Source organism: Janthinobacterium sp. 1L-D-8-B-C4, from assembly GCF_057291295.1.
On the sequence record NZ_JBXAVX010000024.1, the window covers coordinates 31,006 to 45,650 of the forward strand.

The 14,645-nt window shown below is 63.9% G+C and carries 8 protein-coding genes; 6 read left to right on the forward strand and 2 right to left on the reverse strand.

Going from position 1 to position 14,645, the window contains the following annotated elements:
- Positions 1-82 precede the first annotated feature (82 nt).
- The 5 genes from AC0Z42_RS28410 (at position 83) to AC0Z42_RS28430 (ending at position 7,528) form a co-directional block, all read left to right on the forward strand.
- Positions 83-1,693, forward strand: coding sequence for an FAD-binding oxidoreductase (locus AC0Z42_RS28410; RefSeq protein ID WP_485471421.1), 1,611 nt, complete (start codon positions 83-85; stop codon positions 1,691-1,693).
- On the forward strand, positions 1,690-3,255 hold the full coding sequence (locus AC0Z42_RS28415) for a glycerol-3-phosphate dehydrogenase/oxidase (RefSeq protein WP_485471422.1): 1,566 nt from the start codon (positions 1,690-1,692) through the stop codon (positions 3,253-3,255). Before AC0Z42_RS28410 ends, AC0Z42_RS28415 begins: the two co-directional genes overlap by 4 nt.
- 23 nt (positions 3,256-3,278) lie before the next feature.
- Positions 3,279-3,593, forward strand: a complete 315-nt coding sequence (locus tag AC0Z42_RS28420; protein ID WP_485471423.1) for a hypothetical protein — start codon at positions 3,279-3,281, stop codon at positions 3,591-3,593.
- Complete coding sequence (locus tag AC0Z42_RS28425) at positions 3,590-5,155, forward strand: FGGY-family carbohydrate kinase (RefSeq protein ID WP_485471424.1); 1,566 nt, start codon at positions 3,590-3,592, stop codon at positions 5,153-5,155. The genes AC0Z42_RS28420 and AC0Z42_RS28425 overlap by 4 nt, the downstream gene beginning before the upstream one ends.
- 87 nt (positions 5,156-5,242) lie before the next feature.
- Complete coding sequence (locus tag AC0Z42_RS28430; protein WP_485471425.1) at positions 5,243-7,528, forward strand: TonB-dependent hemoglobin/transferrin/lactoferrin family receptor; 2,286 nt, start codon at positions 5,243-5,245, stop codon at positions 7,526-7,528.
- 202 nt (positions 7,529-7,730) lie between these two features.
- On the opposite strand, the gene AC0Z42_RS28435 is transcribed toward AC0Z42_RS28430, so the two are convergent.
- Together AC0Z42_RS28435 and AC0Z42_RS28440 are read right to left on the reverse strand one after the other, a co-directional pair.
- A complete protein-coding gene (locus AC0Z42_RS28435) occupies positions 7,731-9,074 on the reverse strand; it encodes a diguanylate cyclase (RefSeq protein WP_485471426.1) in 1,344 nt (447 codons plus the stop codon).
- A 214-nt stretch (positions 9,075-9,288) separates the two neighbouring features.
- The gene (locus AC0Z42_RS28440; protein ID WP_485471427.1) at positions 9,289-10,482 is read right to left on the reverse strand and encodes an aminotransferase-like domain-containing protein; all 1,194 of its coding nucleotides are present in this window, start codon (positions 10,480-10,482) and stop codon (positions 9,289-9,291) included.
- 319 nt (positions 10,483-10,801) lie between these two features.
- On the opposite strand from AC0Z42_RS28440, the gene AC0Z42_RS28445 reads away from it, so the two are divergent.
- On the forward strand, positions 10,802-14,629 hold the full coding sequence (locus tag AC0Z42_RS28445) for an FAD-dependent oxidoreductase (RefSeq protein WP_485471428.1): 3,828 nt from the start codon (positions 10,802-10,804) through the stop codon (positions 14,627-14,629).
- The last annotated feature ends 16 nt before the right edge of the window (positions 14,630-14,645 follow it).

Genomic DNA, 14,645 nt, shown 5'->3' on the forward strand with positions numbered 1-14,645 from the left:
TGCGATTGTCATGAAAAACCAATACCTCGTGATGGTGGCGGCCTATGCTGGCTGCCAGACAGTATATCTTGGGAGGCAAACGATGCGACGCTGGAATGGATGGGGCGACGACAGCGTCGTCCATGCCCTGGGTGCCGAAGCGCTGGGCTTCTTGCAGCAACGCCTGGGACCGGGCCAGGCGATCACGGACGCCAGCTTCGACGCCGTTTGCGCGGCCGTGCCGGTCTCGCGCCTGGCGCCGCATCCGCTGATCGATACCGCACCGGCCTTGCGCGTGCGCCACGCGCTGGGGCAAAGCCTGCCCGACTGGTTCAAACTGCGCCATGGCCGCATCGGCGCGGTGCCCGATGGCGTGGCGTTTCCCGACAGCGGCGAGCAGGTGCGCGCATTGCTGGCGCATGCACGCGAACATGGCATCGTCATCATCGCCCATGGCGGCGGCACCAGCGTGGCCGGCCATTTGACGGTGCCTGACGATGGCCGTCCCGTGCTGTCGCTCAGTTTGCAGCGCCTGTGCGTTTTGCAAAACCTGGACCGCGAGGCGCAGCTGGCCACCTTTGGCGCCGGCGTGTTTGGCCCCGACCTGGAAGCCCAGCTGCGCGCGCTCGGCTATACCCTGGGCCACTTTCCGCAATCGTTCGAGTATTCCACCCTGGGCGGCTGGATCGCCACGCGCTCGTCGGGCCAGCAGTCGCTGCGCTACGGCCGCATCGAGCAGCTATTTGCCGGCGGCGTGGTGGAAACACCGGGCGGCACCCTGGCCTTGCCGACCTTTCCCGCTTCGGCGGCCGGCATCGACCTGCGCGAAATGGTGCTGGGCTCGGAAGGGCGCATCGGCATCATCACCGAGGCGACGGTGCGCGTCAGTCCGCTGCCGGCCCGTGAAGCCTTCCACGCCGTGTTTTTCCCCGGCCTGGCGCCAGCGCTGGCGGCCGTGCGCGCACTGGCGCAAGCGCGCCTGCCTTTGAGTTTGCTGCGCCTGTCGAACACACTGGAAACGCAGACCATGCTGGCGCTGGCCGGCCATGCGCGCCAGATCGGGTGGCTCAAGCGCTACCTGCTGCTGCGCGGCTGCGGCGAAGCACCCTGCATGCTGATGGTCGGCGCCAGCGGCGAGGCGGCGGCCGTGCGCGCGGCGATCCGCGCCGCTCTGGCGCTGGTGCGCGGGCACCGGGGCGTGCACGTGGGCCGGCGCATGGGCGACAAATGGAAGCAGGGCCGCTTTCGCAATGTTTACCTGCGCAATGCGGCGTGGGAACAAGGCTATGTGATCGACACGGTGGAAACGGCGGTTGACTGGCCGCGCGTGCCGGCCATGATGGCGGCGCTGGAAGCGTCGGCCGCCATGGCGCTGGCGCATTTTGGCGAGCGCGTGCACGCCTACACGCATCTGTCGCACCTGTACCCGCAGGGCGCCAGCGTGTACACCACCTATGTGTACCGGCTGGCGGCTACCTATGAAGACAATATGGCCCGCTGGCGCGCCTTGAAAGACGCCGCCTGCGCCGCCATCGTGGCGCATGGCGGCACCATCAGCCACCAGCACGGCGTGGGCACCGACCACGCGCCGTACCTGGTAGCCGAAAAGGGCGAGCTGGGTCTGGCGGCGATGGCTGCGCTGCTGCGCCAGTTCGACCCGCAGGGCCTGATGAATCCCGGCAAACTGCTGCCGGACGCCAGGGTGGGATCATGAACCGCGAGCCGCTATCCGCGCTGCTGGCGCGCGAGTGGGACCTCTTGATTATCGGCGGCGGGATTACCGGCGCGGGGATATTATTGGAAGCGGCGCGGCGCGGATTGACCGCACTGCTGGTCGAACAGAAGGATTTTGCCTGGGGCACGTCGAGCCGCTCGTCGAAACTGGTGCATGGCGGCTTGCGCTACCTGAAGCAGGGCCGCCTGGGCATGACGTTCGAATCGGTGCATGAGCGCCAGGCCTTGCTGCGTGATGCGGCAGGCCTGGTCGAGCCGCAGGGGTTTGCCTTTGGCGATTATGCGGGCCGCAAGCCGGGCCGGCGCCAGTTCATGCTGGGCCTGGCCATCTATGATGCGATGGCCGGCCGGCGCACGCGGTGCCATCTTTCTGCCGACGATTTTGCCATGCTGGCGCCGCATGTGGAGCGCGCCGGCCTGCAGGGCGGCATGCTGTACCAGGACGCCAAGACTGACGATGCGCGCCTGGTGCTGCGCGTGCTGCAGGAAGCGCGCCGGCATGGCGGCGTGGCCGTCAATTACCTGGGCGTGACCTCCTTGCTGCGTACGCAGGACAAGGTCGACGGCGCGCTGCTGCATGACGCCATCGGCAAGGCCGAGCACCGCGTACGGGCGCGCCTGGTGGTCAGCGCCACCGGCGCCTGGGGTGACCGCTTGCGCGGTCAGCTTGGCGGCGCACCCAGGCTGCGGCCCTTGCGCGGCAGCCATCTGCTGCTGCCGGCCTGGCGCCTGCCGCTGGCGCAGGCGATCAGCCTGATGCATCCGCAAGACGGCCGGCCTGTGTTTGCCTATCCGTGGGAGGGCGTGACCCTGGTGGGCACCACTGATGTTGACCACGGCGATGGCCTGGACGCCGAGGCGGCCATCACGCGCGGCGAATTCGAGTATCTGCTGGCCGCGTTGCGCTGGCAGTTCCCGGCGCTCGCGCTGGTCGAAAGCGACGTGATCGCCACCTTTTCCGGCGTGCGGCCGGTGGTGGCCAGCGGTGCGCTTGACCCTTCGCAGGAAGCGCGCGAACATGCGCTATGGGTGGAGCAGGGCTTGCTGACGGTGGCCGGCGGCAAGCTGACCACTTTTCGCGCCATCGCGCTGGGCGCGCTGCGCATGGCCGCGCCGCTGTTGGCGCACTGGCGCGCCGACCTGCGCAAGCTGCCGGTGTTTGACGCCGTGGCGCCATTGACGGGAGAGGCCATGCGCCTGGACTTTGACCAGCGTTTGCGCCTGCTGGGCCGCCACGGTGCGCAGGCACAGGCGCTGTGCGATGCGGCGCAGGACGGCGAACTTGAGATCATCGCCGGCACGCAGACCCTGTGGGCGCAGCTGCGCTGGGGCGCGCGCATGGAAAACGTGCAGCACCTGGACGACTTGCTGCTGCGCCGCACCCGCCTGGGCCTGTTGGTGGCCGGCGGCGCGCAGGCGATGTTGCCGCGCGTGCGCGCCATCTGCCAGGATGAATTGGGCTGGAGCGACCTACGCTGGGACGATGAACAGGCGCGCTACCTGGCGTTGTGGCATGGCCATTACAGCCTGCCCGCACCATAAAAAAGGAGATTATTATCAATACCATGCTGTTTGGCGAAGTACTGGAACTGGACGAGGCCCGCATCACCTACGATACCTTGTCGACGCTGGACCTGGCGCAGCCGGTGGCGGCCATCGTCGACGACCTGGGCGAGGACTTGCTGCAGATCGCCTGCGCCAATGGCGATATCGTCGACGTCGGCTGGTATCCGGCCTGGAGCGAAGATGGCCGCCTGCGCGTGGTGACGGTGCGCGGGCAGGACTGGGAAGCGCCGATATTCAGCGCGCAGCCAGCGCAGGACCCGCAAGCACTGCTGGCCGCCTTGCGTGCGGCCCTGGCACGGTCGGGCGGCCGGTGAGCGCAGGCCCCTATCTGCTGGCCATCGACAACGGCACCCAAAGCGTGCGCGCGCTGCTGTTCGACTTGCAGGGCAACCTGGCGGCCAAGGCGCAGGTGTTTTTGCAGCCGTATTTTTCCGACCATCCCGGCTGGGCCGAGCACGACGCCGACGGCTACTGGCAGGCCGTGTGCGAGGCGTGCCAGCAGCTGTGGCGCACCACCTCCATCGACAAATCGCAGGTAAAAGGCGTGGCCGTGACCACGCAGCGCGGCACGGTGGTCAATCTCGACCAGGACGGCAGGCCGCTGCGCCCGGCGATTACCTGGCTGGACCAGCGCCAGGCGCGGCAACTGCCGCCACTGGCGCCGTGGTGGCGGGCGGCGTTTCGCCTTGCGCGCCTGGACGGCACCATCAGGTACTTCCAGCGCGAGGCGGAGATCAACTGGATCGCCGAGCATCAGCCCGATGTGTGGCGGCGCACGCATCAATTCCTGCTGCTGTCGGGGTTCTTGAATTATCGCCTGTGCGGCCGATTCATCGATTCGACCGGTTCGCAGGTGGCGTATATTCCGTTCGACTACAAGCGCCATGCCTGGGCCGGGCGCCATGACTGGAAGTGGCAGGCGCTGGCCATCAAGCCAGCCATGCTGCCCGCACTGGTGGCGCCGGGCAGCCGCATGGGCGCGATTACCGCGGCGGCCGCGCTGGCCACCGGTATTGCCGAGGGCACGCCGCTGCTGGCGGCGGCCGCCGACAAGGCCTGCGAGGTATTGGGCGCCGGCTGCGCCGCGCCGCACGTGGCATGCCTCAGCTACGGCACCACGGCCACCATCAACACCACCAATCAACGGTATCTGGAAGTGACGCACTTCATTCCGCCGTATCCGGCCGCCATGCCGGGCGCCTACAGCACCGAAGTGCAGATCTTCCGCGGCTACTGGATGGTCAACTGGTTCAAGGAGCAGTTCGGCGACCGCGAACGGCAGGCGGCCGCCGAAAACGGCTCGGGATTGAGCGCCGAAGCGCTGTTCGACTGCCTGGTCGACAGCGTGCCGCCCGGTTCCATGGGCCTGATGCTGCAGCCCTACTGGAGCCCCGGTATCAAGGTGCCGGGACCGGAAGCGAAGGGCGCCATGATCGGCTTTGGCGACGTGCATACGCGCGCCCATATGTACCGCGCCATCCTCGAAGGGCTGGCCTATGCGCTGCGCGAAGGGCGCGAGCGCATCGAGAAAAAAAGCGGCGTGCCGATTACCGAATTGCGCGTCGCCGGCGGCGGTTCGCAAAGCGATGCGGCGATGCAGCTGACGGCCGACATCTTCGGCATGCCGGCCGCGCGCGCCCATGTCTATGAAAGCTCGGGCCTGGGCGCAGCGATTGCCGCCGCCGTCGGCCTGGGCTACCACACCGATTTTCCCGCTGCCGTGCGCGCCATGACGCGCCAGGGCCGTGTGTTCCAGCCGAACGCCGAGCATGTGCGTATCTACGATCAGCTGTACCGGCGCGTGTATCGCAAGATGTATGCGCGGCTGCGGCCCCTGTATCGCGATATAGCGGAGATCACCGGTTACCCTGCTTGAATATGCTTGAATGATATTGCGAATCATTCTCATTCATTGTATGATGTGCCTCGAATTTCACCAAGGCAACATCAGGCAAGGATGGCAATGATATTGAGCACCAAGTACACCGTGCGCGCAGGCGCGCTGACCCCGATGGCAGCAGCACTGGCGCTAGCCCTGGCCTTGGGCGCCTTTGGCAATGCCTGGGCTGCGGACGCGGCCGATACCTCGAACGATACGCAAATGCCCGCCATCAGCGTGTTCGGTGACGCCATCAGCGCCGGCACGGCCGGGCGCTCCTATCTCAACAGCGAAGATATCGAACGCCAGCAGGCCGACAACGTGGCCTCATTGCTCGACACCTTGCCCGGCGTCGACCTGGCCGGCACTGCGCGCCCGAGCGGGCAAAGCCTCAATATATGGGGCTTCAACAAGGTGCAGGACGTGAAAGTCATCCTTGACGGCGTGCCGAAGGGCTTTGAAAAATACCGCCAGGGTTCGATCTTCATTGAGCCCGAACTGATCAAGCAGATCGAAGTAAACAAGGGTGCCCATACCAGCTTGTACGGCAATGGCGGCTTTGGCGGCGTGATCACGGTCGAGACCAAGGACGCGAAGGACATGCTCGACGGCGATGCGAAGCTGGGCGCTTTTGTGAAGTACTCGCGCCACACCAACAATGCGGAAGACGACGCCACTATCGCCGTCTACGGCCGCACGGAAGACGGTCGCTACGACGTGATGGCGTTTTCCACCCGGCGCAAGTCGGACGACCTGCGCAAACCGGACGGCAAGCCGTTCCGCTTTTCCGCCATCGATGCGCCATCGCACCTGCTCAAGCTCAATGTGCGTTTGACAGCCGAGCAGTTGCTGACGCTGACCGCCATGAAAAGCGGCAGCACCGGGTGGGGGCCGTTCGCCGCCATGGGCGAGGACGTACCGACGCCGACCGAAGCGGAAATCAAGCGCTACGGCCTGGAAGAAGCGTGGCAGCGCAAGGCTGTCTACCGCGACCAGAACGACGACACCTATTCCGTCAAATGGCAGTACGCACCGGCCAACAATCCCTGGGTGAAGCTGACGGCCACCGCCGGCTATTCGCATACCGACCAGCACGACAAGCGCCTGCCATCGGCCTCGCTGGGCTCGTACCTGGGGTCCTTGGGCAATGAAAGCTGGGCCTCGTATGTCGACCGCATCGCCGAGATCCGCAATGAAAGCGTGTTTAATACCGGTGCGGTATCGCACGTGCTGATGACCGGCCTGCAATGGCACAAGAACGTGCGCGACACGCTGATGTATTACCCGTCGTCGACCGCGCTGAAAGACCCGAGCTATAACTATGGCTACTTCCAGCCATATTACATGCCGTCCGGGCGCCAGGAAACGCGCGGGCTGTATCTGCAGGATGCGATGACGTATGGCGACGTGACCCTGACGGCGGCGCTGCGCCACGACCGCGTGGTGTCGGAAGGCGTGCCGAACGTGGCGTCTCGCTACAACAGCCCGCTGCCGGCCGCCGGCCACGACTTCAGCGAAAAAACCCATGAAGACTGGTCGCCGCGCCTGGGCCTGTTCTGGAAGGCCAGCAGCGCGCTGGCGCTGTTTGGCGACTTGAGCCGCACCTGGCGCGCACCGACCATCGACGAGATGTATTCGAATGAATATTATGTGTCGGCCCGCCTGGGCTCGAATACGCCGGGCACCAGCCGCGAGCTGGCGGTCGAGCGCGTGACGGCCGCGCGCGTCGGCGTGATGCTGCATCGCCAGAACCTGTTCCAGCAGCGCGACGATGCGCAGCTGCGCGTGACGGCTTACCGTAACCGGGTTGAAGACAATATCGGCCCGCGCCTGGGCGTGCTGGTCGAAGGCTATGTTTCAGGCAGCGGCGCGGGCTTGCCGCCGGGACTGTCTTCCTATCGCAACCTGGCTGGTTTCCGTACCGAGGGCGTCGAGATCGAATCGTATTACAACTCGCCGCGCCTGTTTGCCAGCGCGTCGCTGTCGTCGCAATTCGGCTCGCGCCGGGGATCGCAACGTGATCCCTGGGGCAGGAATGAACCGGTATCGACGGTGGCGCCGGACAAGGTGATGACGGGGTTGGGCTGGCGTTTTCCTTCACAAGGCGCCACTGTCGGCTGGCAGGGGAGATTTGTGGCGAAGCAGGATAGGGTGTTGCCGGTCGGTAATGTTTATCGCTTGCCGCCGTCGAAGGGGTATGCGCTGCATACTTTGTTTGCGTCGTGGAATGGTACTGGCGGTCTTTGGAGGGGGACGGAGGTGCGGCTGACGGTCGATAATGTCTTTAACCGTGATTACATGCCGTATCTGAGTGAAGCGGTTACTGGCGTTGGACGTAATGCGAAATTGAGTGTGTCCCGGAAATTCTGATGTAAAGGCTTGAAAACAGCGGGCCGGAGACGCGGGCCCGAGAAAATGCCGATGGCGGCGTTGCAGCTTCCTTGCCGTACATTCGTACTGTCTGCGTCGCTGCGCCTTGCCCTCGGCATTTTTCAGGCCCGCTTGGCCCGGGAGCCTTTGCTGAAGACTTGGGCCTGGTTCAACCGTATGTGGTGAGCTGGGGTCTGTTACTTTAGCGCAAAATGATTGCCTTCACCGTCTCCCACGCCGTACTCCCCGAACTTGTCGCGCGCACCTGGTTGCGGCCGGCTTCTTTTGCTACATACAAAGCGCGGTCGGCGGCGACGAACAGGGCTTCGCGGTTGTCCAGCTGGTGGGGGCGGATGGTGGCGACGCCGATGCTGACGGTGATCCAGTGTGAAGTGGATGATCGCGGGTGCGGCAGTTGCAGCGCTTCGACGTTGGCGCGGATGGTTTCGGCCAGGTGCATGGCGCTTTCCGCTTCGGTTTCCGAAAACAGCATCACGAATTCTTCGCCGCCATAGCGCGCTGCCAAGTCGCCGGCGCGGCAGGCGTGGGAGTTGATCGCTTGCGCCACTTGCTGCAAACAGGTGTCGCCGGCAGGGTGGCCCAGGCTGTCGTTGTACAGCTTGAAATGGTCGACGTCGAGCACCACCAGCGACAGTACGCCGCCGTTGCGCACGGCGCGCTGCCATTCTTTTTCCAGGAAACTGTCGAAATGGCGGCGGTTGGCTATTTTTGTGAGCGGGTCGAGGTAGGCGGCGCGCTGCAGCGCGTGTTCGGAGTGCTTGTGATGGGTGATATCGTGCAGCAGGCCGATATACAGTGGCTGGCGCAAATACATGGGTGTCAGGGTCAGATCCATGCTCAGCGCGTGGCCAGCGCGGTGGCGGATCGCCACTTCGCGCGTGCCGTGATTGTGCGCGGTGTCCGGATTGGCCGCATGCATGGCGAAATAATCGAGGTATTCCTGCGTCACCATGGGGCTGAGCAGTTCTGCGATCGAGTGGCCCGCCAGCTCGTTCTCGCGGTAACCCAGGTATTGGTCGCAGGCCGGATTGGTGTACTGGATGCGGCCATCGGCCTCGATGATCAGCAAGCCTTCGGCCATATGGTTGACGATGGTGCGCAGGCGTTCGGCCTGTTCTTCCTGGGTTTCGCTGTTGCTGCGAATTTGCAGCTGGGCACGCACGCGGGCGCACACTTCGGCCATCCGCAGCGGCTTGCCGATATAGTCGACGGCGCCGATATCGAAACCGGCCACCACGTCGTCGGTATCGGTCCTGGCGCTCATGAAAATGACGGGGATGCGTTGCGTGAGCGGATGTTGCTTGAGCTGCTGGCAGGTTTCGAAGCCATCCATGTCGGGCATCATTACATCGAGCAGGATCAGGTCTGGCTGGGCGCGCTGGGCAATGGCGAGCGCTCGCTCGCCAGATAGGGCGACATACACCTGGTAACCTTGCTCGCTCATCAGTTTGCGCAGCAGCTCCAGATTGGCCGGCGCATCATCGACGATCAGTATCGCGGCTACGCGCCGTTGGGAGCATCCCATGCTGCCTGGACTCATTACTGCCAGCCTCTATCTGATATGTAGCACAGGCCAGCAATAACGCAGGAATCTGGCTTGATCTTGAAGTTACACTTTGATACAGATCATACCGCTTCGGCAATTTGTTTGGTGAAAAATTTAATCTTTGTGTTGTGGAAAGCATTGCAATAATAATATTCCCGCCACCTTGCGAGCGCGGCGGAAATATTGCAGTGGTTTACAGCTTGGCGGCAATCAGCTTGCCAAGGATGGCGATGCCTTCACGGATGCGCTCCGGCGGCACCGTCACGAACGACAGGCGCAGAGTGTTGGTTTCGGGTGCGTTGGCGTAGAACGGCGCGCCGGGCACGAAGGCGACCTTGTTGGCGATCGCTTCATCGAGCAGGGCCATCGCATTGATGTGTTTCGGCAAGGTGACCCAGATAAACATGCCGCCTTCGGGCCGGGTCCACGTCACGCTGGCCGGGAAGTGCGCTTGCAGCGCCTGCAGCATGGCCTGGCACTGGTCGCCGTACAGTGTGCGGATCTTCGGAATATGCCGTTCCAGGAAGCCGTCCTTGATCACTTCATGCACCACCATCTGCGTCAGCTGCGAGGTGTGCAGGTCGGCCGCCTGCTTGGCCAGCTCCAGGCGCCGCACCAATGGCAGCGGCGCCACCACATAGCCCAGGCGGATGCCCGGCGTGAGCACCTTGGAGAACGAGCCCATGTAGATTACGCCATCCGGATTCATGTTCAGCATTTTCGGATACGGCTCGCCGCTGTAGCTGAGGGCGCCGTACGGGTCGTCTTCGATCAGCGGCAGGCCGTGGCGGGCGCAGGTTTCCACCAGTTCCAGGCGGCGCGCCACGGACAGGCTGCGCCCGGTCGGGTTCTGGAAGTTCGGCAACGCATACAGCAAGCGCGCGCCGTCGGCCACCGGCTCGACCGAAGAAGGCACCAGGCCTTCGTCATCGGTGTCGACCGACATGAATTGCGGGCGGTACACGGAAAACGCCTGCAACGCGCCCAGGTAGCTGGGCGTTTCCACCAGCACGCGGCTGCCTTCGTCGATCAGCACCTTGCCAAGCAAGTCCAGCGCCTGCTGCGAGCCGGACGTCATCAAGACTTGCTCCGGCACAATTTTGCTGCCGCTAGTGGACAGCGAATCGGCGATCCACTGGCGCAGCGGCAGGTAGCCATCGGTCGGGCCGTACTGCAGCGCCACCTTGCCGTTGTTCGACAGCACCTGGTCGAAAGCCGTCTTCATTTCATCGACCGGGAAGGTGGCGGGCGAGGGCAGGCCGCCGGCGAAGGAAATGATTTCGGGACGCTGCGTGATTTTCAGGATCTCGCGGATGAACGAGCTTTGCAGCTGTTCCGCGCGTTCGGCAAAGCGCCACTGGATCGGATTCGGATTATCAATTTTCATTCGAGATCTCATAAAGAAAGTGCCGTGCAACAGGCGCGGCCTGGATAAAGACGCTTGTGGCGGCTTGAAAAAAGCGGCGCCGGATAAGCACCGCCCTGAAACTGGTCAGCAGGCATTGTACGACGTAGTGGACCTCCTGCCCATCGCCATCTGGCAAGGCTGGCAAGGCCGGTGATGTTGCCGGCTGGCAGCGTTGCTGATGGCAGAAGTAGGAAATATCCCACGCAAACAGAGCGGGAACGGATAGCAAAAAGATAGCCGGAAGAGTTACAATTAAATACACTCAAATTATCAAAAAAATCACATAAATGGAATGGGCATGGCTCAATTCGATTCTCCGTTTGCTTCGTTCTGGCAAGGTGGTTATGAGGGCGCCGACCACGTCAATCATGGCGGCCGCGCGCTCGACATGAATCGGCTGACAGGCCATGACGAGCGCGCCAGTGCCGACTATGCACTGCTGAAGCAATTCAATCTGCGCACCGTGCGCGAGACCATCGGCTGGCGCCTGGCCGAGCGTGACGGCGTGTTCGATTTCTCTTTCCTCGATGCCCGCCTGCATGCGGCGCGCGAACAGGGTTTGCAGATCTGCTGGACTTTCTGCCACTACGGCTGGCCGCCCGAAATCGATGTCTATGGTGACCAATTCGTGCCGCGCTTTGCCCGCTTCTGCCGCGCCGCGGCGCTGTACCTGGCGCCGTTTGCGGGGCCGGCACCGATTTATTCTCCGATCAATGAACTCTCGTTTACCAGCTGGGGCCTGTCGGTGCACATGTTCGGCTGCTTGAACCGCTACGACGAGCGCGCCGCCACCGAGGCCAAGCGCCAGCTGGTGCGCGCCACCCTGGCCGGCTGCGACGCCATCTGGGCCGTCACCCCCGGTGCGCGCATGCTGCACTGCGATCCCTTGATCAATGTGATCGCGCCACCCGGCCAGCCCGAACTGGCGCAACAGGCGGCCAACTGGCACGACGCCCAGTTCGATGCGTGGGACATGCTGTGCGGCCGGCGCGAACCTGAACTGGGGGGCGCGCCGCGCTACCTGGACCTGGTCGGCGCCAACTACTACGACACCAATCAGTGGGAAGGCGGCACCAACGCCCGATTGTGGTGGCACCTGGCCGATGCGCGCCGCCAGCCGCTGCACAAGCTGTTGCTGGTGCTGCACCAGCGCTATCGCCGGCCACTGCTGCTGGCCGAAACCAGCCATGTGGGCAGCGGGCGCGGCGTGTGGATACGCGAAATGGCTGCCGAGGCGGCGCTGGCGATCCAGCATGGCGTGCCGGTGCTGGGCGTGTGCCTGTACCCGATCGTCGACCGTCCCGACTGGGACAACGAACATCACTGGCACCGCAGCGGCCTGTGGGACCTGGACCGCGATGGCCCGGATCCGCTGGCGCGCGTGCTGGTGGCGCCGTACGCTGGCGCGCTGCGGCAGGCGCAGCACCAGACCGACAAGCTTCATATCACAACCAGCAGCATCACTACCGTCCCGCAAGGGCAAACCAAGGAGAATATCGTGGAAACTGTCGTCGTTTTTTGTCACCTGCGCTGGGATTTCGTCTTTCAACGGCCGCAACAGCTGCTCACGCGCCTGGCCCGCCACTACAAAGTCGTCTTCGTGGAAGAGCCTGTATATGATGCGGGCCTGGCCAGCATGCACAGCTATACTCCCGCACCGAACCTGACCGTGTATCAGCCGCACACGCCGATCCAGGCGCCTGGCTTCCATGACGACCAGATTCCCGTACTGCAGTCTCTGCTCGACGGCATGGTGCCCGATGGCGTGCATCCGGTGGTGTGGTTCTACACGCCGATGGCCCTGCCGCTGCTGGCACAGCTGCACCCGTCGCTGGTGGTGTACGACTGCATGGATGAACTGTCGGCGTTCAATAATCCGCCCAAGCAATTGCTGCAGCGCGAAAGCGCCTTGCTGGGCATCGCCGACCTGGTCTTCACGGGCGGCCCCAGCCTGTATGAAGCCAAGCGCACGCGCCATGCGAATGTGCATTGCTTCCCCAGCAGCGTCGATGTCATCCACTTTGAGCAGGCGCTCGACCGCACCAATGCCCATCCACTCCAGCAACATATCGCCCGTCCGCGCCTGGGCTTTTATGGCGTGATCGACGAGCGCTTCGACGCCGGCCTGATCGCGGCGCTGGCCGACGCCCATCCGGAATGGCAGGTCGTGCTGATCGGCCCGGTGGTCAAGATCGACCCGGCCAGCCTGCCGCAGCGCGCCAATATCCATTATCTGGGCCAGCAGGCCTACCAGGCGCTGCCACAATTCCTGGCAGGCTGGGATGTCTGCCTGCTGCCGTTTGCGCTGAATGAATCGACGCGCTTCATCAGCCCGACCAAGGTGCTCGAATATATGGCGGCCGAACTGCCGATCGTCAGCACGGCGATTGCCGATGTCGAGCAGCCGTATGGCGATATCGTCGCCGTCGGCCACGACCAGGCCGAATTTATTGCCCACTGCGAAGCGGCGCTGGCGCAGTCCTCGGCGCAGACCCTCATCATGGCGGGGCGCATGCGCGAGATCGTCAGCAAGACCTCGTGGGATGCAACGGCCGACACCATGTGTGCGCTGATCGACAGCAACGCGCGTGCAAAGACGGCCAACGCTGCCGTGGCTGCGCCCGCGCCTGCCGATAACCATGGCGTGGCTGGCAAGATCAACCCGCTGCGCTCGCCAACGCCGGTGACCGATATCGGCTGCCTGATCATCGGCGGCGGACCGACCGGGCTGTCGGCCGCCTACCATGGCGACGCCAATACGGTGCTGCTGGAACGCAATGCCAGCGTCGGTGGCTGGTGCCGCTCGATCGAGGATGCGGGATTTACGTTTGACTACGCCGGCCACATCATGTTCTCGAACGATCCGTACGTGCTCAAGCTGTACGATATTTTGCTGGGCGATAACCAGCACTGGCAGATGCGCGAAGCCTGGGTCTACAGCAAGCAGGTATTTACCCGCTACCCGTTCCAGGGCGCGCTGTACGGCCTGCCGCCGGAGGTGATCAAGGAGTGCATCGTCGGCGCCATCGACGCGCGCTATGGCAATACCGTCACGGCCGTCAGCGACGCGGCAGCGACCTGCGCCGCCAATACGGTGGAAGACTGCTGCGCCGACGGCACGATGGATGCGGCCAACGCCGGCGCCACCGCGCGCCCGCAGAAGACGCAAAGCTTCGAGGACTTCATCTATAAAGTATGGGGCGCCGGTATCGCCAAGCATTTTGCGATTCCGTATAACAAGAAGATCTGGACCGTGCCGCTGGCCGAGATGGAAACGTCGTGGCTGGGCGGCAGGGTGCCGCTGCCTGACCTGGGCGAAATCATCGACGGCGCGCTGCAGCCGGTGGCCAAGCCGCAGGGACCGAATTCGCGCTTCGGCTATCCGCTCAAGGGCGGCTTCCAGGCGCTGGTGTCGGGCTTTTTGCCACATATCCGCGGCAAGGTTGAACTGAACGCCGATGTGACGCAAGTGCTGCCGGGCGAACACACGGTGGCGCTGGCCGACGGCCGCCGCTTCAAATACGAGCAGTTGATCAGCACCATGCCGCTGCCGGAGCTGGTCAAGCTGATCGGGCCGGAAGCGCCCGAAGAGGTAAGGGCGGCCGCGCGCGGCTTGCGCCATATCTCGATTCGCTGCGTCAATATCGGCATCGCCCGCACGGACGTGACCGACAAGCACTGGATTTATTATCCCGAGGACAGCATCTTCCACCGCATCTTTGTACAGGGCAACGCCAGCCCCGAATGCAATGCGCCGGGCGGCTTCGGCTTTACCTGCGAGATTTCCTACTCGCCATGGAAACCGCTGCCGCTCGACGGTGACGCGCTGATCCAGCGCTGCATCGACGACTGCATTGCGGTCGGCATGATGAAGGCAGATGACAAGGTGCTCGTTGCCAACCAGGTCGACATGCCCTATGCCTATGTCGTGTATGACCACGAGCGCGCGCACAATGTCGCCACCGTGCGTGCCTGGATGGAGCGCCATGATATCGTGCTCGCTGGCCGCTACAGCGAGTGGGAATACTACAACTCGGATCATGCTTTCCTTGCAGGCAAGAAGGCGGCGGAAAAAGTGCTGGCTGCGCGTGACGGCAATGGCATGACGCAGGTCACGGCGTCGTAGCACGCTGATTGAACCG

Excerpts from the sequence above, each read along its gene's own strand:
- AC0Z42_RS28410 (WP_485471421.1), top strand. The coding sequence starts at position 83 with ATGCGACGCTGGAATGGATGGGGCGACGACAGCGTCGTCCATGCCCTG.
- AC0Z42_RS28415 (WP_485471422.1), top strand. The coding sequence starts at position 1,690 with ATGAACCGCGAGCCGCTATCCGCGCTGCTGGCGCGCGAGTGGGACCTC.
- AC0Z42_RS28420 (WP_485471423.1), top strand. The coding sequence starts at position 3,279 with ATGCTGTTTGGCGAAGTACTGGAACTGGACGAGGCCCGCATCACCTAC.
- AC0Z42_RS28430 (WP_485471425.1), top strand. The coding sequence starts at position 5,243 with ATGATATTGAGCACCAAGTACACCGTGCGCGCAGGCGCGCTGACCCCG.
- AC0Z42_RS28435 (WP_485471426.1), bottom strand. The coding sequence starts at position 9,074 with ATGGGATGCTCCCAACGGCGCGTAGCCGCGATACTGATCGTCGATGAT.
- AC0Z42_RS28440 (WP_485471427.1), bottom strand. The coding sequence starts at position 10,482 with ATGAAAATTGATAATCCGAATCCGATCCAGTGGCGCTTTGCCGAACGC.
- AC0Z42_RS28445 (WP_485471428.1), top strand. The coding sequence starts at position 10,802 with ATGGCTCAATTCGATTCTCCGTTTGCTTCGTTCTGGCAAGGTGGTTAT.